Origin of the sequence: Microbacterium sp. MYb66 (assembly GCF_002979435.1) — a bacterium.
Lineage (GTDB): Bacteria > Actinomycetota > Actinomycetes > Actinomycetales > Microbacteriaceae > Microbacterium.
The window spans coordinates 191,674-211,641 of the sequence record NZ_PCOV01000001.1 but is presented as its reverse complement, the minus strand read 5'-3'; the positions used below and the strand labels follow the sequence as shown (position 1 = coordinate 211,641).

Here is a 19,968-nt window from a genome sequence, read left to right as displayed (position 1 = left end):
AGCTCAGTAGCGGTAGTGCTCGAGCTTGTACGGACCCTCCACCGGCACTCCGATGTATCCCGCCTGCTCCTCGGTCAGAGTGGTCAGCCGCACCCCCAGCGCGTCGAGATGCAGGCGCGCGACCTTCTCATCGAGTGCCTTCGGGAGCACGTACACACCGGTGGGGTATGCCGCGATGTTCGTGTACAGCTCGAGCTGTGCCAGCACCTGATTGGTGAAGGACGCGCTCATCACGAAGGACGGATGGCCGGTGGCGTTGCCGAGATTCATCAGACGACCTTCGCTGAGCACCAGGACGCTGCGACCACTCGGCATCCGCCATTCGTGCACCTGCGGCTTGATCTCGACCTTCTCCACCCCGTTCAGCGCCTCGAGGCCGGCCATGTCGATCTCATTGTCGAAATGGCCCACGTTGGCGACGATGGCGAGGTGCTTCAGCGCCTGAAGGTGCTCGATCGTGACCACGTCGCGGTTGCCTGTGCCGGTCACCACGATGTCGACCTCGGCGGCGACATCGATCAGGCGGGCGACCTGGAAGCCGTCCATGGCCGCCTGCAGCGCGCAGATCGGGTCGACCTCGCTCACGATCACGCGGGCACCCTGACCGCGCAGGGCCTCGGCCGCACCCTTGCCGACATCGCCGTAGCCGCAGACGAAGGCGACCTTGCCGCCGATGAGCACGTCGGTGGCGCGGTTGAGCCCGTCGGGGAGGGAGTGTCGGATGCCGTACTTGTTGTCGAACTTGCTCTTGGTCACAGAGTCGTTGACGTTGATGGCCGGGAAGAGGAGGTCTCCGGCGGCGGCGAGCTCGTAGAGGCGGTGCACGCCGGTCGTGGTCTCCTCGGTCACGCCGATCAGCCCTTCGGCGAGCTTCGTCCAGCGATCGGTCGATGCTGCGAGCGATGTGCGGAGCAGATCGAGGATGATCGAGTATTCGTGTGAGTCGGCAGCCGTCGCCGCGGGCACGGCACCGGCCTTCTCGAACTCGACGCCCTTGTGCACGAGCAGCGTCGCGTCGCCCCCGTCGTCGAGGATCAGGTTCGGGCCGTCGAAGCCCGTCGACGACCAGTCGAAGATGCGGTCGGTGCACGCCCAGTACTCCTCGAGCGTCTCGCCCTTCCAGGCGAAGACCGGGACACCGGCAGGGGCCTCGACCGTGCCCTCGGGTCCGACCACCACGGCGGCGGCCGCCTCGTCCTGCGTGGAGAAGATGTTGCAGCTCGCCCACCGCACCTCGGCGCCGAGCGCCACGAGGGTTTCGATGAGGACCGCTGTCTGCACGGTCATGTGCAGCGAGCCCGCGATCCTCGCGCCCTTCAGCGGCTGGGCTGCTTCGAACTCCTCTCGGAGCGCCATGAGCCCCGGCATCTCGTTCTCCGCCAGTCGCAGCTGGTGACGGCCGGCTTCGGCGAGGGACAGATCGGCGACGCGGTACTCGAGCTCAGGCATCCTGACATTCTTCCACTCCGACGCGCCGATCCCGCGCCTGTGTCAGAAGCGGATCGCGTCGATCACCTTGACCCGCAATGCGACGAGGGCAGGGATGAATCCCGACACCGCGCCGACGATCACCGAGGCGATCAGCCCCACGATCGCGGCCCGCATCGGGAACGGCGGGATGTCCTGGATGCCGTAGAACATCGAGGTGACGACCCACTCCGACCGCAGGACCGCGACGACGATCGCGATCCCGACCACCCCGGCCACGGTCGTGGCGACGAGGCTCTCCAGGAACACCGAGAAGAAGACTCGCCCCGAGCTCGCGCCGAACGCTCGTCGGACTCCGATCTCCCGTACACGCTGACGCATCGCCACCAGCTGGATGTTGATGAGGCTGAGCGCGCCGAGGGCGAGGATGAGCGCGGCGATGCCGCCCGTGACCATCTCGAAGGTGGCCTGCGCGTCCAGCGCCCCGGGCTGCGCCGCCCAGTCGGATCGGTTCACCATGATCGTCTGCCCCTCAGGCAGCCCGGCTCGCAGATCCATCGCCAGCACCGGGGCGATCTGGTCGACCTGATCGGTTCCCACCCAGATCTCGTACTGGGTCCACGCGTCCTTCGGCAGTGCATCGACCCGCGCTCGATAGGCGTCGTAGAGCAGGTCGACGCGCAGCTCCTCGTCGCCGAACCCCTGGCGCGGTGTGATACCGACCACCTGATACGTGCCGCCCGCCGGGCCGCTGAACGACACGGTCGGATGCTGGTTCAGCGGCACCCGCCCGAGACGGTCCCAGAGCGCCTCGGTGATCACCACCGGGGGCGCCATCGCCTCGATGTCGGAGTCGAGGAACCACCGCCCCTCCAGAAGTCGTTCGCGGTGGATCTCCGAGAAGGCGGGGTCCATCACACGAGCGGGGACATCGGTGATGCCGTCGGGCAGCTGCACCTGCAGCACCAGCCCCTGGGAGATGCGCGCCGTGTGGCTGAACCCGAACCGCTCGGAGACACGCGTGAAGCGCGCGTCGAAGTCGTCTGCATCGACCGGCGTTCCGTCTTCGCTGCTGACGGCGACGACGACGGTCGCCGCTCGTCCGCCCCACCGGTCGGACTGCTCCGCCTGGAACTGGCGCTGGTACTCCGAGATCGCGACGACGGCGGTGAGCGCCCCGACCGAGACGGCGATCCCGATCAGGCTGAGCAGCACGCGGAGCTTGTGCACGCGGATCTCCGCCCACGCATCCGCGAGCGCGCCGAGGAATCCGGTCATGCGACGACCTCCGTCGACGCGGACGGCACGGATGCCGCGAGGGTCGATGCCTCGAAGGCACGGCTCAGGTCGGCGGTCTCCAGGTGGCCCGCATCCAGGCGGTAGTGCCGGCGGGCCCGAGCGGCCACGTGGAGGTCGTGGGTGATCGTGACCAGCGCGGCGTCGGTCTCGGTCGCGACCTCGTCGAGGAGCGACATCACGGATGCTCCGGTGTCGATGTCGAGGGCGCCGGTGGGCTCGTCCGCGAGGATCAGGACGGGCTTGCGGACCAGGGCCCTCGCGATGGCGACACGCTGCTGCTCGCCACCGGAGAGCTTGTCGGCGACCTGGTCGACCCGGTGCCCCAGGCCCACCCGCTCGAGCATGTCGGCGGCGATCTGCCGCCGGTTCCAGAACATCCGCCCCTTGGCGTGGCCGAGCGGCATCATGACGTTGTCGAGCGCGGTCCGCCCCGGAAGCAGATTGAACTGCTGGAAGACGAAGCCCACGTTGTCCCCGCGCAGGCGGTCGAGGCGCCCCGACCGCATGCGGCGCACCTCGCGCCCCTCGAAGGAGACGGAACCGGATGTCGGCGCATCGAGCATCCCGAGGATGTTGAGCAGCGTCGACTTGCCCGAGCCCGAGCGTCCCACGATCGACACGTGGTCTCCTGCACCCACGTCGAGGGTGATGCCGCGGAGGATCTCGAGCCGCGAGTCGTCGGCGAGCAGGACGCTCTTGGACACGTCCTCGAGCGCGACGAGGCTCACCAGTTCATCCCGCTGTCACACTGTTCCACGCCCGGGGACACCTCGTAGCAGAACTCCTCGACGGGGGCGACGAACCCGGGCACGAACTGACGGATGCTGTCGCCTTCGGCCAGGCCTTCCGTGACCTCGACCATGACCCCGTCGTTGACTCCGAGCTTCACCGCCCGCTCCTCGGGATCGGAGCCGTCGCCGGCGTCGACCCAGACGTTCCCGGAGCCCGCACCGCCCTGGACGGCGGTGACCGGGACCACGAGCGCGTCGTCGACTTGGCCGAGGGCGAGGTCCATCGTCGCGGGAAGCCCGGCGAAGACGGTCTGATCGGCCGGAATGGCACAGCGCACGTTCGCTGTTCCTTCCGCGGTCACCTGGACTCCCACCCCGGTGCACGCGAACGGTGCGGGGCCGCCGGTGATGGTGACGGTCGCCTCGGTCGGAGCGTTGACGAGCCGATACAGTTGCACGGGGTCCACGGTCGCGAGCAGGTGGTACCGGGCCGGGGTGAGCTTGTATGTCTCGGTGCCCACCGACGTCGACTGCCCCTTGACGAGAGAGATCTCGGACACGTCGCCCGCCTCGGGCGCGAGCACGTCGATGTCCTTGCGCGGATCTTCCTGGCGCACCGTGAAGAGCTTCTGCCCGGCGACGACAGCCGCCCCCTCGCCCACGTGCACCGCGGTGACCGTGCCGTTGAGCTCGCTGCGCACGCCGTAGATCTCGTCTCGCGCCACGTTGCCGCTCAGGCTGAGGGCGTTCACGACCGAGCCGCGCTCGACCACGACCACGGGATCGGTGATCCCCGCCTCGGGGCTGACGACGCTCTCCGCGCGGTCAGGAAAGAAGGCGATCTTGACCAGCGCCGCAGCGCAGGCACCGAAGACCAGCACGAGAAGCAGGGGGAAGATCCAGCGACGCCAGACGATCACGAGTGCCTTTCCGGCAGCGCCGCCCTGGCACGCCTGCGGTCAGCGTATCCAGAGTTCGATTTCTCGCCGGGCGGATGCCACCGCGTGTCGGACCAAACGCTCTCAGGCCCGAAGTGCCTCATGACGAACGACGAGCCAGCCTGCCGGAACCGAGAGTCGGTCCGCGTGCGGCGAGCACAGGTCATGCGCCTGCGGGTCGTTCGCGGCGCCGAGCGGGCCGAGAGCGGCCATCTGATCGCCGTAGTCGTAGGTGAGGGTGGCCACGGCTTCTCGCGCGCAGCCGACCTTCGAGCACAGTCGTCCGTCCATCTCCGCCAGCGTACGACCCCACGGTCCGCACCCTCGCATGCCGCGCCGCGCGAGCCACGCACCGCCTAGACTTTCGACATGCCTCGTCGCCGTTCCGCTCCTGCCTCCGCAGCCCCTCGCCGGGGTGCACGGCACGGCCGACACGGTCGACTCGGTCGCAGCGAGGTCGTGCGCCCACCGCTGGCTCCGCTCGACGGTCGTCTCGACAGATTCGACCTCACGGTCGGCACCGCTGTCGAGTTCCTCCGCGGAACCTGGCCGGAGCTGCAGGAGGTCCGGTTCGAGATCGGCGCGATCCCCGGATTCGATGCCACGGAGCACGTCCCTCGCTGGTACCTCGACAGGGAGAACAAGCGCATCGTGCTGTTCCGCCTGCCCATCGAGCGGCTGCTGCCCCCGGGCCACGACGATGTCGCGCATCGTCGGATGGCGATCGAAAGCGCCGTGTTCCGCGCCGCCGCCGAGTATGTCGGCCGCGAGCCCTGGGATCTGGGCCACGATCACGATCACTGACCGTCGAACCCGCTGATCTGCGTCCGTTCGGGATGCCGCGAGTCGTCAGGGGTAGACCGTGATGGACCTCTCGACCCCGGCGCTCGCCTGCACCGGGAACACAGCGAGCGCGCCCGGCGCGGTGAGCGTCACGGCAGCATGCACGGGGGCGGTCGTCCGCATCCGGTAGGTCGTCCGGGACTCGACGTCGACTCCTGCCGTCTCCCCCGCGGGGACCACGATCTCCTGCGGTCGGCCGCCGTCGAGCGACTCGAGCGTGACCGTCGCGTCCTCATCCGAGGTGTTGGCGATCTGAAGCCGAGGACCGGGACCTGACGGCACCGCGAACACCACGTCGGCATCGACCTCCGGCGCAGGCGTCACCCAGGCGAAGTCGGAGTCGAGCCCGAATCCGTCCTGTTGCCGGACCGCCGCGAGGAGAGGGGTGTCCGCTTCTACCTCCACCGTGTACTGACCGGGCTCGAGGCCACTGAGCGACACCTGGGCCGGGAGGTCGGCGTCGAGGGGGACGGTGAACTCGTCGACCGTCTCGGACGAGCCCTCAGCCTGCACCCGCACATTCACCCGGGCGTCGGCCCCCGGCGAGAGCAGTCGCAGGACGGCCATCTCCGCATCGTCACCGGCGGAGGCGAACGCCTGCACTCCGGTGATCACGAACCGCTGCTGCGGGCCCGGGACCGTGTCCTGCAGGTCGATACCCGCCGGATCGAGCACGCGCACGAGCGAGGACTGGAGGACGGCCCTGATCGGCGCGCCCGTGGCGTTCACCTTGACGACGGGTTCGTCGTCGCCGGTGGCGAAGGATGCGAGCGGAAGCGCGACCTGCGTCCGCGGCGCGACGACGACCGTCCGGGTGCTCCGAGTGGTTCCGTAGACCGAGAGAGTGACGGTCGAGGGGACCTCGGCCGCGTTCGTGAGGATGACGATGTCCTCGGTCCCGGTCTCGATGCTCCCGCCGACCAGCCACGATTCCAGCCGAGGCACACCGCACGGCAGAGCGGCGTAACCCGCGAGGTCGTCGGCCGAGATCGTGAGGGACTCGGCGCCCGCGATCAACGGCGCCGAGCGTCCTTCGACTGCTCCCGTGAGAACCTGGGCCTCGCCGCCGTCTTCGAGCTCCGGCGCCGCCAGGCCCTCGGATGCGGGGTCTCCCGAAGTGCCGCCGGTGGTCAGACTCGGGGATCCGGCGGAGCGAATGTCCAACGGGGCAGACGAGTCGCGTCCGAGCGCACGGAGATCTCCGTTGCAGACGAGCACGCTGTCACCGGGGAGCGGAGTGACGTCGACCTGGGCTGGATCGTGCCGGACGACGGGCCACGGAGCATGCACGGCCGTCGCCACGCCGAGCACGCACGCGGCGGCCACGACGACACCTGTCACGACGCGGGCTCCGGTGGCGGCGACCCGGAATGCACGTGTCCCACTCATCGGTCCTCCTCCGTTGCCGGCTTCGTCGGCCGGTCGTCAGCGTCCGACGAAGAGCGCTCGTCGCTCGATCCGAGCGAGTCGTCGTCCGGAGGCGAAGGCTCGGCGATGGGCGCCAGGGCCTCGTCGTTCAGCGTCGGAGAATCCTGAGGATCCTCGATCGCGCCGACTGGCTGGTCCTCGATGATCTCCACGTCCTCCGCATGCCGCGGGAGGACGAGCGGCTCTTCGGGCACGCGGCCGACGATGCGGGACTGCGCGCGCGCTGCGCGACGAGAGGCGCGCGTCGGGATCGAGAGCAGAAGGGCCGCGAGGATCGCCATCAGCTGCAGAGTGATCACGAGGCGTGCGGTGCCCTGCTGCGCGGCGGTCAGCGGTGACGGGTCCGCGACATCGGCCTCCAGACGCCAGAGGACACCGCGATCCGTCGTTCCGGCATGCACGAGTCCGGGACGCTGGTCGATCGATGCCACCGCCGCGGTGCGCAGAGTCCGAGCCTTGTCGCCCTCGTCGGCCACCTGGGCGACGAGCACGTAGCTGATGCCTTCCTCGGCCAGCTCACCCGGTGCATCGAACTCACGGGCGGACAGCAGGTCGACCGCGAGCGTCGAGATGTCCGCGCCCCGAGGTTCCACGGCCGTGGAGATCATGGTCGACTGGGAGCCGAGAGTCTCGCTGGCACCCCACGCCACCTCGACGGCGAGGCCACCGTCGTTCTGCGGTGTGAGAACGAGGGTCGCGATCGGCCGGTCTCCGGCGGCCTGCGCGGCGACATAGGCCGGCAAGGTCGATTCGGGGCCGTTCGTGACGACGGAACGACCGGCGTGGAAGGCGGTGAGAGCGGGAACAGCACAGATCGCGAGGGCCGAGGCCGCGGTCACGGCGGCGAAGATCCTCAGACGCGGGAGCGTGAGCGCGGTGTCCAGAGTGACGAGGGCTGCCCCCAGCACGCCGACCCACGCCAGGCTGAGACCGGCGCCGGGCCAGATCGGCACCGGGGTCCCCTGCGCGAAGCTCACCGTGATGCCGACCGCGAGGAACGCCGTCGCCACGCCGGCCAGCGCGACGACGAGAAGGGTGAGCCCCGCGCGCCACCGCGGCGCGACCGCCGCTCCGAGAGCCAGCACGGCGATCGGTGCGCAGAGGATCGGGGCCCAGGCTCCGATGGGTTCCGGGACGAACGTCATCCAGCCTGCGAGATCGATCGTCGGGAAACCGGTCGCGAGCGCGAGCCGCCCGGCGGCATCCGCCGCGGCCTGTGGACCCGCCCAGATCATGCCAGGGTCTCCCAGGAGCGCCAGGGGACTGCCGTGCGCGAGCTGCCAGAACACGAGCGGCGCGAACAGGGCGATCGTCGGCACGGGCAGCCACAGCAAGCGACCCGCGCCTCGGAACTGGGCGGTCCCGAGCACGATTCCCAGCGCGACGACCCACAGCAGCGCGAGGGCGGGTGCGAGCGAAGGTGCGCAGGCGATGACGGCCGCGAGCAGCAGCGAGGCGCTGCCGGCCGCACCCCAAGATCGATGCGCGACGACAGCGGCCTGGAAGAGCCAGGGAAGAAGGAGGTGCACGAGCACCGCCGTCGGACGTCCGTCGACGAGCGCGGTGAGGAAGGTGGGAGCGAGCGCCCACGCGACGCCCGCGAAGATCCGCAGGCCCTCGCGATCGGTCACCCGGGTGGCGGCGAACCATCCCCCGAGGACCGCGAGCGGGAGCGCGAGGATCCACAGCAGCACCATGGCGAACGAGGGGCCAGCCGGCCACAGGGTGCCGAGGATGGCGACGACAGCCGCGAACGGGTCTGCCGGCCCGACGAGATCGACGGCGATGCCGCGCATGCCCCAGGCCGCGTCGCTCCAGAGCGCGGCGACCGTCTGCCGCAGGGGCAGGAGTCCCCCGCCGCCGATCGCCGGCCAGGCCAGCAGCGTCGTGAAGGACGCGATGCTGACGACGAGTGCGGCGAGAACCGCCCAGGCCCCTCCGCCGGAGAAGAAGCGCAGTTCGCTGACCGCACCCCCTTCGCTGCCGTGTCCGTCGTCCAAGCGCCGCCGCAGGGCCGACGAGGTCACGCGCAACGGCGCGATGCTCGCCCACGAGGAGGAGCGGAAGGCGCGGATCCGTGCGCGCGACCGCGCGATCGCACCGAAGCGGAACATCGCGGTGAGAGCGGCTCCCCACTCCGGCAGCACCGCCTCCGGCCGTTTGCCGATGAGGTGGGTGATGGACCGCCAAAGGGCGAGAGGAAGGAGACTGAGCCAGTGCAACGGCACCGCCGCAGCAGGGGCGTAGGCCAGGCGTCGGTGCAGCTGGGCGAGGCGGGTGACGTAGGCGCGGCGCAGTCTGCCGGACGGCAGCGCGGCGGGGCCGCCCGGAGCAGCGGAGATCCGGGCAGTCGGAGCGAGCACGACTCGCCCTCCCCCCAGACGGGCCCGCACGCCGAGATCGAGGCCCTCGTCGGCTCCGGCGAGGGCGGGGTCCGGACGCAGGGCGTCGCGGACCTCACCGCGGATGAGGATGCCGCGTACGTCCGATCCGAGTGCATCGTCCGTGCGGTCGTGCTGTCCCTGATCGAGTTCGCCGGCCGCGAGCTCGACCGAGCGACCGAGCGCGGTCATGCTGACGCCGAGGGAGACGATCTCCCGCTCGTTGTCGGTCGCGACGAGCTTGGGGGCGATGATCGCCGCGGAGGGCGAGCGCTCCAGCGTGCCCCGCAGACGCTCCAGCGCCCGAGGATGCGGGGCCGTGTCCTGAGCCAGCAGCCAGATGGCGGAGCCCTCGAGCACCCGAGGCCTGGCGAGCTCGACGGCCTCGGCGAACGACGTCGTCGAGCGAGCCTCGATGATCCCTTCGACGGCGGCCGCGACCGCCTCGCTCTCGCGCACGGACGACGCATCGCCGCACATGACGAGTGTCACCGCCGCCGCGGGTGCGGTCTGAGAACGCACGGCTTCGAGAGTGCGGAGGAGCTGCGCGCGGGAAGAGGATCCGGGGCGCGCGACGATGATGGCGTGAACTCGGGCTGGCATGACGTCGTCAGCCTATGCGCGCGACGGTCCGCCCTGGAGCAGTGGATGCGGCGCGCCTGCGAAGCCATGCGGCTCGCGGGGCGCTCAGCGCGATCGCGTTCGACTCAGCTCGCGCGACGCTTGAGCTTGCGGCGCTCGCGCTCGGAGAGTCCGCCCCAGATGCCGAAGCGCTCGTCATTGTTGAGCGCGTATTCGAGGCATTCGCCGCGCACGTCGCACGATGTGCAGATCCGCTTGGCATCCCGCGTCGATCCGCCCTTTTCGGGGAAGAACGCCTCGGGGTCCGTCTGCGAGCAGAGCGCGTCGCTCTGCCAGGAGAGGGCGTTGTCGTCGTCGGTGGCGTCCGTGCGCCGCACCCCGGGAACTCCGAGGTTGATCGGATCGACGAACCAGTTCTCCGGTACGTCGGAACGGTAACCCGTCATCTCGATCTCCAACCCTGTCTCCGCCCCCCGGCGGGCCGTGCTCATGACTAATTACACCCGTGTCATTCGCTCCGGTCAAGTCGCGGATGGTAAACCCTCAAGCGACTCTTGAAGGTTTTTGGAGACTCATCGGCGTGTCGCGATGCGGCGTGCACATCAGAGCGTCAGCGCCCCGGATGAGCGACGAAGACCTCTCCCCTGCCTGACACGGTGACCGCCTTCTCGTCCGCCGCGAACGCCACGGTACCGACCGCGAGGGCGAGCTCCTCGCCGTCCGCCGCCGTGACGGCGACGGCTCCGGCGGTCGCGAGCACCATCGTGGGGCCGGTCACCTCGAGCGTGACCGGAGTGCCGTCGACGACGACTCTCTCGAGCGCGAAGTCAGGCGCGGGAACGGGGTAAGGCGTGACCGCGCCGTCGTCCGAACCGCGCAGCACCGGGACCTCGCCCGGCGTGGTGTCGAGGATGGCGAGGAGTTCGGGGACGTCGATGCGCTTGGGGGTGAGTCCGCCACGCAGCACGTTGTCGCTCGCCGCCATGATCTCGACGCCGAGTCCGGAGAGATACGCGTGGAGCAGGCCCGCGCGCAGGAACACTCCTTCCCCGCGAGTCAGCACGACATGGTTCATGAGCAGGGCGACGACGACTCCGGGGTCGCCGGGGTACGTCTCGGCCACGCCGGCGATCGCGCGGAGCGTCGTGCCCCACTCCCCCGCGTCCGTCTTCGCGGAGGCCGCCACGACCGCGGCGATGATCTCGTCGACCTCGCGTTGCGCCGTTCCGCCGAGCACCCAGCCGATCACCGCGCGCAGGGCATCACCCTCACCGCTCAGGCGCTCGCGCAACTGCACGACGCCGTCGCTGTCGTCGAGCAGGCCGAGGAGCTCGAGGGTGTCGGCGACAGGACGCAGCCCGCTCAACGACTCGAACCGCTCGCTGAGAGCCACGAGAAGTTCGGGCTTGTGGTTGTCGTCCCGGTAGTTGCGCTGCGGATCGTCGGCCGCGAGTCCGCTCTCCCGCGCCCAGCCCGCGCGCGCCTGCTCGATCGTCGGATGCACCTGGATCGACAACGGCCGGCCGGCGGCCAGCAGTTTGAGGAGGTACGGGAGCGTGCCGCCGGTGATCTGATCGAGGGTGCCGCCGCCGGCCACGTCGGCGGGGTCTCCCGGGTGGTCTCCGAACCAGACCTCCGCCTCGGGGGCCCCGGTCGGGATGCGCCCTTCCAGTTCGGCGAGAAGCGAGTCGGATCCCCAGGCATAGTCGCGGGGCGTGTTCGTGAGGCTCAGCAGCATGCCACCAGCGTAGAGCCGCGCTGCGGCGTTCAGGGACGCTCCGAGCCCGGCGCGGTAGCCTGAACGCGATGGCCCAGTACACGAAGCATCCGGTGGCTGCCCCGCCCACCGCGCCGGAGCGCGAGTCGACGGGGCATCTGCTGCTGCGCGGCTACGTGATCGTGGTGCTCATCATCACGTTCGCCCACTCCGCGGTGTACAACCTTCTCGGCATCAACGGTGCCGGAGTCACGCTCGCCGTCTTCACACTCGCGACGCTCGGTATCGGGATCCCGATGCTCGCACGCAACCGTCCGCAGCCGTTCCGCTGGCGACGTCTGCCGTGGACCGCGCTCGGATACACGACACTCGCGCTCGTCTCCGTCGCCTGGTCCCAGTGGCGCGGACCGACGCTGCTCACCTGGGCCCTGCTCGCCGCCGTGACGGTGAACGGCCTCTTCATCGCGCACGTGCTCACGTGGCACGAGATCGTGCGGGCGCTGTCCTCCGCCTTCAAATGGATCCTCGGACTCTCACTGGCGATCGAGCTCTGGGTCTCCCTGGTGCTGCACGGGCCTCTCCTGCCGAACTTCCAGACATTCCCCGACGGGAAGCTCGACCCGCAGTGGTACTGGGTCCGCGACAACCTGTTCGACGGCGGGCGCATCCAGGGCATCGTCGGGAACGCCAACCTGCTGGCGATCATCTCGCTCTTCGCGATCATCACCTTCGGTGTGCTCTTCGCGGCGCGGGCACGCTGGCGCACGACCCTCGCGATGTGGATGCTGCTCGCCGCCTACTTCCTGTTCCGCACGGCATCCGCCACCGCCCTCGCCTGCGCGGCCGCGGTCGCCGTCGTCCTCGCCGTCGCGCTGCTGATGCGACGGGCCCGCACGCCCGGCGCGCGGACGCGGATCTATGTGGTCGCGATCGGTGGCACCGTCGTCGCAGCGACCGCCGTCTGGCTCCTCCGCGAACCCCTGCTCACCCTTCTCGGCCGCAGCACCGACCTGACCGGCCGCTCGGACAAGATCTGGAGCGAGGTCCTCAAGCGCGCGGGCGAGCACCCGCTGTTCGGCAACGGCTTCTCCAGCCCGTGGATCCCCACGGATCCCGCGTTCGACCATTGGATCACCGACCACGGCATCACCGTCTTCCATGCGCACAACATGTGGCTCGACGTGCTGCTCCAGCTTGGGGTGCTCGGCGTCATCCTGATGGCCGTGGCCTACGTCAGCCTGCTGTGGCGGTCCTGGTTCTTCGCCATCGACCGCCCGCGGTGGGACCTCGACGCCGAGCGGCCGTTCTCGCCGCTGACGCTGCTTCCCAGCCTGTTCACGATCGTCCTCCTCGTGCAGGGACTCTCCGAGTCGACGCCGATCATGCTGTGGGGCTGGATGCTCCTGGTGCTGCTGTCGTTCAAGCTCAAGTCGGTGCCGCTGGTCGGCGTGGGGGAACGCGACCTCGTGTTCGAGCGCGGCGCACGGCAACGGCGGGTGCCGTGACCTCGGCTCGTCCGCTGGTCGGGCTGCTCGCCTCGGTGGAGCTCGCCCGTGCGTTCACGCTGGCCGCACTCACCGCGGTCTTCGGCTCCTACGCCATCGAACGGATGACCTCGCCCGTCACCCTGTCGTCCATCATCACGGTGCTGTGCCTGCTGGGGGCGGCGATCCTCTGGGTGCGCCGCGACGAGCTGTCCCTGCTGCGGATCGCTCCCTCCTCCCTGCTCGCGTTCCTCGCCTGGGCCCTCGTGAGCGTGGTCTGGACGACCGACCGCTCCGACACCCTGTTCGGCTGGATGTCGCTGTTCGGATACGCGTTCCTGGCCATCACCATCGGCCACATCCGTGACACGCTCCAGACCGTGCGGGCGATCGGCGACACCTTACGCGTGCTCCTGGCTGCGTCCCTCGGAATGGAGATCCTGTCCGGCATCCTGCTCGATGTGCCGTTCACATTCCTCTCGATCCAGGGCGACCTCGCGGCTGGTGGTCCGATCCAGGGCCTGTTCGGCAGCCGCAACATGCTCGGCTTCATCGCGGTGATCGCGCTCATCACTTTCGTGATCGAGTGGCGCACGCAGTCCGTGAACGCACCGCTCGCGGTGGGCTCGATCGGACTGGCGACGGCCTTGGCGTTCCTGTCCGCCTCACCGACCGTGCTCGTCCTCGCCGTCGCCGTCGGCATCGTGACGGTCGCCCTCACCATCGTTCGACACACCTCACCGGCACGACGCACGCTCGTCCAGTGGACGCTCGGCATCCTGGTCGCGCTCGCACTCACGATCGCGTTCGCGCTCCGTCACCAGATCATCGCGCTGCTCGACGCCGGATCCGACTTCTCGATCCGTGCGACGCTCTGGAACACGATCCTCGACTTCGTGCCGACCAAGTTGATCCAGGGCTGGGGCTGGTTCGGCGACTGGGCCCGCGGCGAGTACCCCTTCACCTACATCAACTTCCTGCTCGGCGATCATCATCAGAGCGCGCTGAACGCTTTCTTCGACGTGCTGCTCCAGCTCGGCGCCGCAGGGCTGGTGCTGTTCCTGCTGCTGGGCGACGTGGCCCTGATCCGGTCGTGGCTCGTCGCCAGCGCGCGCCGATCGGTCGTCTACGCCTGGACCCCGATCACGCTGGTCACTCTGGCCGTCGACTCGATGTTCGAGAGCTTCACGCTCGTCGGCGCCGGGTGGTTCATGCTGGTGCTGTGCGCGCTGCGTGCGGGGCAGTCGCGTTCCTGGCGCGAGAACATCGACGCGGCGCACACGGGTGCGATCCCGACCCTGCGTCCGCAGGAGTAGGTGGACAGACGGCGAGCGCGCGTTCCCGCGCACTCATCTCAACGCAGCGAACGCAGCTTCTCCGACCAGGCGAGCGCGTCGCGCACGCCGTCGTCCACCGAGCGCTCGGCGCGCCACTCGAGCACCGCGGCAGCGCGGTCGACGATCGCGTAGGCGCCGGCCTGGTCTCCGGGGCGGCGTCCGGTCTCCGCCACGGGGAGCGGTTCACCGGTCACCCGCTCGAAAGCCTGCACGAGCTCGCGGACGGTCACTCCGTCGCCCGTGCCGAGGTTGATCACCTGGTAGGGGTCTTCGTGCGTGGCGACCTCGTCGAACCTCTGCACGGCGGCGACGTGCGCGAGGGCGAGATCCCAGACATGGACGTAGTCGCGGAGGCCGGAGCCGTCACGCGTCGACCAGTCGGTGCCCGTGATCGTGAAAGGCTCGCCGTTCGCGCGCGCCTGCATGATCTTGCCCAGCGCGTGCGACGGCCGCGGGTTCTGCAGCCCGGTGCGCAGCTGCGGGTCGGCGCCGATCGGGTTGAAGTAGCGGAGCGCGATGGCGCGGAAGTCTCCCGCGGCAGCGGCGTCGTTCAGGATCTGCTCGACCATCGCCTTCGTCGTCGCGTAGGGACTGGCGGGCGCGAGCACACCGCTCTCGTCGACGCCGTCGCCCGTCTCGCCCTCGTAGACGGATGCCGAGGAACTGAAGACGATCCGCGGAATGCCGGCGTCGCGCAGACGCTGGAGCAGGACGATCGTCTTGCCCACGTTGGCGTCGTAGTACCCGAGCGGGTCGGCGACGGATTCCGGGACGACGACACGCGCGGCGCAATGGATCACGGCATCGATGTCGGGATGATCGGCGAGCAGACGGTCGAGGACGGCACCGTCGGAGATGTCGCCGACGTAGAGCGCGCGCCCCTCTCCGAACTCGCGGAGACCCTTGGAGAGATCGTCGAGGATGACCACCTCGATACCGGCCTCGATGCACGCCGTCGCAACGGTTGACCCAATGTAGCCGGCGCCGCCGGTGATCAGTACCTTCATCGCGGTCAGTCTAGCCAGTCCGGCTGAGCATCCGGAGGGAGGCTCTCCGCAGATCCTGAGGTGACGGACGGTAGGCTACTCACTGCTCGTCGAGTCCCGCGCTGTCCCGCGACAGCGGTCTGCGGCACCAACATCGGAGAACCTCCCAGTGGCCCACGTCCTTCAGAACGTCGTCTTCCCACTTGATCGCGACCCCGACCTTCTTCCGCTCTACGCCGATCCCGAGACCTGGTCCGTGATCGAGAACGAGCCCGTCCGCGTCTCCAACCGCGCGCACCTGGGCAACATCCTGGGCCGGCATCGCGCCCGGATCGTGGCGGGACGCCGCGTGTCGATGGGGACCTACTTCAACGCCTTCCCCGCGTCGTACTGGCAGCACTGGACCAGCGTGCGGGAGGTTCGCCTCACCGTCCGCACCACCGGTCCCGCCACGATCCTCGTCTACCGCTCCAACGGATCCGGCGTCCGCCAGCGCGTCGCCACGCGCGAAGTGACCGGTGAAGCCTCGACATCGTTCGATCTCGAGCTCACGCAGTACAGCGACGGCGGATGGATCTGGTTCGACATCGTCGCCGACGAGAAGCCCGCCGTGCTCGAGGGCGCGGAGTGGACCACCGAGCAGGAGCCCGCTCGCGCAGGCAAGGCATCGCTCGGCATCACGACGTACAACAAGCCCGACTATTGCGTGGAGACCTTGCGCGCCCTGGCGGCGTCGCCGGACGCGCTGGAGTTCATCGATCGGATCTTCCTCGTCGATCAGGGCTCCCAGCTCGTCTCCGAACAGGAGGGCTACCCGGACGTCGCCGAGAAGCTCGGAGAAACCCTGCAGGTCATCCGCCAGGAGAACCTGGGCGGTTCCGGCGGTTTCGCCCGCGCGATGCACGAGACTCTGCAGCGCCCGGAGAGCGACTTCGTCCAGCTTCTCGACGACGACGTCCGGCTCGAGCCGGAGTCGCTGCGCCGCTCCATCGTCTTCGGTCAGTACGCGACCACTCCCGTGCTGGTGGGCGGGCACATGTTCGACCTGCTCGACCGCCCCAAGCTGCACGGCTGGGCCGAGGTCGTCGACGAAGGCCCGTTCATGTGGCGCAACCTCTACCAGGAGGAGATGCCGCACGACTTCGGCGTGTCCAACCTGCGCCAGTCGCCGCTCCTGCACGTGCGCATGGATGCCGACTACAACGGCTGGTGGATGTGTCTCATCCCGCTCGACGCCATCCGCGAAGTCGGACTCTCCCTGCCGGCGTTCATCAAGTGGGACGACGCGGAGTTCTGCCTGCGGGCCGGTGAATCCGGATTCCCGACCGTCTCCATGCCCGGAGTCGCGCTCTGGCACGTCTCCTGGGTCAACAAGGACGACACGATCGACTGGCAGGCGTACTTCCATGCCCGCAATCGCATCGTCGCCGCCCTCCTGCACTCGAACGTCCCGCGCGGCGGGCGTCTCCTCGTGCACAGCAGGCGCGTCGACCTGAAGCACCTCATGATGATGCAGTACTACCCGGTGGCGCTGCGGGCGCAGGCTCTCCGCGACGTCCTCTCCGGCCCCGCGCACATGCGGGAGAATCTCGCGACGGCGATGCCCGCCGCCCGCGCCCTCGCCGCCGAGTTCCCCGAGGTCGTCGTGCACCGCGATCCGTCTGCGGTGCTGCACTCACGCAACGGCAGGCAGGTGTACAAGCCGGTGTCGAGGAACGACCTCGACAACCCGACGGGCATGCGGCTGCGGTGGTTCACGCTCTCGACCCTCGTCAAGCACTGGATCCACCGCCCCAGCCCCGACAACCTCGCACAGCCCGAGGTCGAGTTCGGCAAGGAAGACGCTCTGTGGTGGCGCGTCCCCGGCTTCGACAGTCTGCTCGTGAGCGCTGCCGACGGCTCCGGCAAGAACATCTACACCCGTGACCGACGACAGTACCGTCGCATGCTCCGGGAGACCGTCCGACTGCACTCCGAGCTCCGACGTCGGTGGCCCGAGCTGCAGAAGCAATACCGCGATGCGCTCCCCGAGCTCGTCTCACCCCAGTCCTGGCAGCAGATCTTCGAGGAGAAGGCATGACCGCGGCGCCCGCTGCATTCGACCCCACGGCAGCGACGATCGTCATCGTCACCTTCAACCGCTCGCATCTGCTCTCCGGACTGCTGACCAGCATCACCGCGATGGATCCCAAGCCCGGCCATGTCGTCATCATCGACAACGCGTCGGTCGACGACACCACCGACGTCGTGGAGTCGTTCCGGGAGAGCATCGGCACCGAGATCGTGTACCGGCGTCTGGAGACGAACACCGGCGGATCCGGTGGCTTCAGCGAGGGGATGCGCACCGCGTACGAACTCGGGTCCGAGTGGATCTGGATGATGGACGACGACGTCGAGGTCCTCACCGAGGGTCTCGCGAAGATGGGTGCGTGGAGCAGCCGGTTCAAGAGCATCCAGGGTCGCCGATTCGACTACGACGGCAGCGAGTTCTACTGGCAGTACCGCATCGCCGAGCGCATGGGCATCCCGATCCCCTTCGCGCCCTCCGCCTTCGACGAGTCCGGATACAAGGAGATGAACAGCGGCTGCTTCGAGGGCATGTTCATCCATCGCTCGATCGTGCAGCAGATCGGCCTGCCCGACCCGCGGTTCTTCATCTACTGGGACGACCAGATGTACGGGTGGCTCGCGTCGCGCCTGACGACGGCGGTGATCGTGGACGAGTTCGTCCTGCGCCGCACCCGTGAGATCAAGCAGTGGGACATGGGCATCCGGCACATGAACGCCTCCAGCAACGCCTACCGCTACTACATCATGCGCAACCGCGGCTTCATCAAGCAGTACTACCGCGTGCACGGCGTCTACAACCCGGTGCTCTTCGGTCTCGGCACGACCGCGACGTTCTTCAAGGAGCTCATCCGCCTCGTCTTCGTCGAGCGGACCGTGCGCGGGACCAGCAACCTCTTCCGCGGCATCCGCGACGGAGGCAAAGCCGGGCGCGACCGCACCTGGCAGCCGATGGCGCCTCTGGAGGCATGACGATGGAAGAACAGCAGCCGGAACTGCGCTGGGCACCGTTGCCTCCACCTCCGAAGCGGACCGGGCGGATCTGGCTGATCATCGGTCTCGTCGTCGCCGCTCTCGCCATCGTCGGCGTGCTGCTCTTCCTCCTCCTCCCCCGAGGGGACGCCGGCACACCTGCGGAGACCGCATCGCCCACGCCCACGGCGACGCCCACTCGCACGCCTTCGCCGACCCCCACCCCGACCGCGACGCCCGAACCGACGCAGACGCCGATCGTCACCCAGCCGCCGGCCGTCGACCCGACGCTGGAGACGTTCCGGGGTCAGGTGAGCGGATGGCTCAACGACGCGCTCCGCGGCCTCGACATCGTCGCAGGTGCGAGCGGCCAGGACGCGCTGCCCGTCGTCGACACCCTGCAGCAGGACGCGCAGCGCCTCTCGGATGCACAGGCGCCCTCCGGGATCGCCGAGGACTGGCGTGACGGGGTGTCGGAGTACACACAGCGACTCACCGCTCTTCGTACCGCGATATCGAACGGCTCCGGCGTGAGCGCGGCGATCGACGCGGCGCGGGCGCAGGCTCAAGCGCTTCGGAGCCTGGTCGGGCTCTGACACGCTCAGGGTTGCGGGAGACTCCCTTCAGCGTCCGTCCAGTCCCGCATCCCGACCGAGCGACAATCTGAGGACGGCATCACGACAGGTGTGCCGCCGTCGAGGCCGCACACGGCGAGGGGTGGCACGCCTTCGGTACCGGCCTGCGGACCCGCGTTCTGGAACTCGAACAGCGGAAGTGCGCCCGATCGCCAGAGACGCGCGCAGGGCTCGATGAACTCGGGCGAGGTCGGCGACGAACCATGGACCGTGACCGTGAACACGACGCCCATTCGTTGCGCCGACGCTCCGCTGACTTCGGATTCCGGCCCTGCACCGCCAGCTGCGATGGTGTCCGCGCAGATGACATCGACGGTGCGTGTCTCGGGGCCGTCGGCCAGGTCCGCTGTATCCCGGCTCCCGGCCGACCAGCCGATCCCGACCGCCGCGACCAGCCCGACAACGATCGCTGTTCCGCCGAGGACACGGCGGCGGGCGAGCCGGCCTCTGGTGTCCGCGATCCGTCGTTCAGCGCCCACCTGCGCGACCATGATGCTCCGGAGTCGCTCGCGGACGTCAGGGTCGATGGGCTCTTCCTTTCGGCTCATGTCAGCCTCCTTCCCTGCACTCCGTCGTCCGAGGCGAGCGCGACCATCGCGATCCGCAGACGATCCTTCGCTCGGCTGAGCCGAGTGCGCACCGTGCCTGCTGGCAGACGCAGCAACCGAGCGACGTCGACGGGTGCGATCTCCTCAACGACACAGAGCGCCAGGATCTCTTGGTCTCTCGGGCGCAGACGTGCGAACGCGACCTCCACCTCATCGCGCCGCTGTGCGCGCGTCTCCGCTTCGATAACCCCGTCCGCGTGATCGGGGACGGCTTCAGGTCGGAGTCCGCGGAGCAGTTGTTCATACCTGGTCCGCGACCGCGCGCCGTTCCTGGCGATATTGGCCGTCGTCACGAGCAGCCAGCCGATCGGAGAGCCGTCGACCAGGCGAACCCGTGACCGCAGGCGCCACGCCTCAAGGAAGACCATACCGGTGATGTCCTCGGCATCCTCGCGGTTCGGGGTGTACCGCCGTGCGTGGCGATACACCCGGTCGACGTGTCGATCGAACAGCGCCCCGAAAGCCCGCTCGTCGCCCGCGCACGCCGCTGTCCACAGCGCGGCATCACTGTTCTCATCCATCGAGATCGTGT

General features: G+C 69.1%; 18 protein-coding genes. 6 read left to right on the top strand and 12 right to left on the bottom strand.

The window, feature by feature from the left end:
• Positions 1-3: 3 nt before the first annotated feature.
• The 5 genes from ahcY to CQ045_RS00965 all read right to left on the bottom strand — a co-directional run bounded on the left by ahcY (position 4) and on the right by CQ045_RS00965 (position 4,687).
• Entirely contained in the window at positions 4-1,449 is a 1,446-nt protein-coding gene (gene ahcY / locus CQ045_RS00985; RefSeq protein WP_105720837.1) for an adenosylhomocysteinase, read from the bottom strand.
• A 42-nt stretch (positions 1,450-1,491) separates the two neighbouring features.
• Entirely contained in the window at positions 1,492-2,706 is a 1,215-nt protein-coding gene (locus CQ045_RS00980; protein ID WP_105720836.1) for an ABC transporter permease, read from the bottom strand.
• Complete coding sequence (locus tag CQ045_RS00975) at positions 2,703-3,455, bottom strand: ABC transporter ATP-binding protein (RefSeq protein ID WP_105720835.1); 753 nt, start codon at positions 3,453-3,455, stop codon at positions 2,703-2,705. Before CQ045_RS00975 ends, CQ045_RS00980 begins: the two co-directional genes overlap by 4 nt.
• Positions 3,452-4,378: an efflux RND transporter periplasmic adaptor subunit gene (locus CQ045_RS00970; protein ID WP_105720834.1), complete on the bottom strand. Its 927-nt coding sequence runs from the start codon at positions 4,376-4,378 to the stop codon at positions 3,452-3,454. The genes CQ045_RS00975 and CQ045_RS00970 overlap by 4 nt, the downstream gene beginning before the upstream one ends.
• A 102-nt stretch (positions 4,379-4,480) precedes the next feature.
• On the bottom strand, positions 4,481-4,687 hold the full coding sequence (locus CQ045_RS00965) for a DUF3499 family protein (protein ID WP_021199833.1): 207 nt from the start codon (positions 4,685-4,687) through the stop codon (positions 4,481-4,483).
• 78 nt (positions 4,688-4,765) lie between these two features.
• Here CQ045_RS00965 and CQ045_RS00960 point away from each other — a divergent pair, with 78 nt between their 5' ends.
• Positions 4,766-5,200: a hypothetical protein gene (locus tag CQ045_RS00960; protein ID WP_258130847.1), complete on the top strand. Its 435-nt coding sequence runs from the start codon at positions 4,766-4,768 to the stop codon at positions 5,198-5,200.
• A 45-nt stretch (positions 5,201-5,245) separates the two neighbouring features.
• Here CQ045_RS00960 and CQ045_RS00955 read toward each other — a convergent pair whose 3' ends face one another.
• The 4 genes from CQ045_RS00955 to manA all read right to left on the bottom strand — a co-directional run bounded on the left by CQ045_RS00955 (position 5,246) and on the right by manA (position 11,368).
• Positions 5,246-6,628 (bottom strand): DUF5719 family protein, encoded by a 1,383-nt coding sequence (locus CQ045_RS00955; protein ID WP_105720832.1) that lies wholly within the window; start codon positions 6,626-6,628, stop codon positions 5,246-5,248.
• Positions 6,625-9,651, bottom strand: a complete 3,027-nt coding sequence (locus CQ045_RS00950; RefSeq protein WP_105720831.1) for a glycosyltransferase — start codon at positions 9,649-9,651, stop codon at positions 6,625-6,627. Before CQ045_RS00950 ends, CQ045_RS00955 begins: the two co-directional genes overlap by 4 nt.
• A gap of 104 nt (positions 9,652-9,755) precedes the next feature.
• Positions 9,756-10,076 (bottom strand): WhiB family transcriptional regulator, encoded by a 321-nt coding sequence (locus tag CQ045_RS00945; protein WP_105721326.1) that lies wholly within the window; start codon positions 10,074-10,076, stop codon positions 9,756-9,758.
• 164 nt (positions 10,077-10,240) lie between these two features.
• The gene (gene manA / locus CQ045_RS00940) at positions 10,241-11,368 is read right to left on the bottom strand and encodes a mannose-6-phosphate isomerase, class I (RefSeq protein WP_105720830.1); all 1,128 of its coding nucleotides are present in this window, start codon (positions 11,366-11,368) and stop codon (positions 10,241-10,243) included.
• A gap of 68 nt (positions 11,369-11,436) precedes the next feature.
• Here manA and CQ045_RS00935 point away from each other — a divergent pair, with 68 nt between their 5' ends.
• Positions 11,437-12,852, top strand: coding sequence for an O-antigen ligase (locus CQ045_RS00935; RefSeq protein WP_105720829.1), 1,416 nt, complete (start codon positions 11,437-11,439; stop codon positions 12,850-12,852).
• Entirely contained in the window at positions 12,849-14,147 is a 1,299-nt protein-coding gene (locus CQ045_RS00930; protein WP_105720828.1) for an O-antigen ligase, read from the top strand. Before CQ045_RS00935 ends, CQ045_RS00930 begins: the two co-directional genes overlap by 4 nt.
• Positions 14,148-14,185: 38 nt before the next feature.
• Here CQ045_RS00930 and galE read toward each other — a convergent pair whose 3' ends face one another.
• On the bottom strand, positions 14,186-15,175 hold the full coding sequence (galE, locus tag CQ045_RS00925; protein WP_105720827.1) for a UDP-glucose 4-epimerase GalE: 990 nt from the start codon (positions 15,173-15,175) through the stop codon (positions 14,186-14,188).
• 148 nt (positions 15,176-15,323) lie between these two features.
• On the opposite strand from galE, the gene CQ045_RS00920 reads away from it, so the two are divergent.
• From CQ045_RS00920 to CQ045_RS18710, 3 genes are read left to right on the top strand one after another with little or no spacing between them, the layout of a single operon-like run.
• On the top strand, positions 15,324-17,234 hold the full coding sequence (locus CQ045_RS00920) for a glycosyltransferase (RefSeq protein WP_105720826.1): 1,911 nt from the start codon (positions 15,324-15,326) through the stop codon (positions 17,232-17,234).
• Positions 17,231-18,193 carry a glycosyltransferase gene (locus CQ045_RS00915; protein WP_105720825.1) on the top strand — a complete coding sequence of 321 codons (963 nt, stop codon included), beginning with the start codon at positions 17,231-17,233 and terminating at the stop codon, positions 18,191-18,193. The genes CQ045_RS00920 and CQ045_RS00915 overlap by 4 nt, the downstream gene beginning before the upstream one ends.
• Positions 18,190-18,789: a hypothetical protein gene (locus tag CQ045_RS18710; RefSeq protein ID WP_181156396.1), complete on the top strand. Its 600-nt coding sequence runs from the start codon at positions 18,190-18,192 to the stop codon at positions 18,787-18,789. The genes CQ045_RS00915 and CQ045_RS18710 overlap by 4 nt, the downstream gene beginning before the upstream one ends.
• A gap of 5 nt (positions 18,790-18,794) precedes the next feature.
• Here CQ045_RS18710 and CQ045_RS00905 read toward each other — a convergent pair whose 3' ends face one another.
• Both CQ045_RS00905 and CQ045_RS00900 read right to left on the bottom strand, forming a co-directional pair.
• Entirely contained in the window at positions 18,795-19,376 is a 582-nt protein-coding gene (locus tag CQ045_RS00905) for a hypothetical protein (RefSeq protein WP_105720823.1), read from the bottom strand.
• Complete coding sequence (locus CQ045_RS00900) at positions 19,373-19,957, bottom strand: RNA polymerase sigma factor (RefSeq protein ID WP_105721325.1); 585 nt, start codon at positions 19,955-19,957, stop codon at positions 19,373-19,375. The genes CQ045_RS00905 and CQ045_RS00900 overlap by 4 nt, the downstream gene beginning before the upstream one ends.
• Between the last annotated feature and the right edge of the window lie 11 nt (positions 19,958-19,968).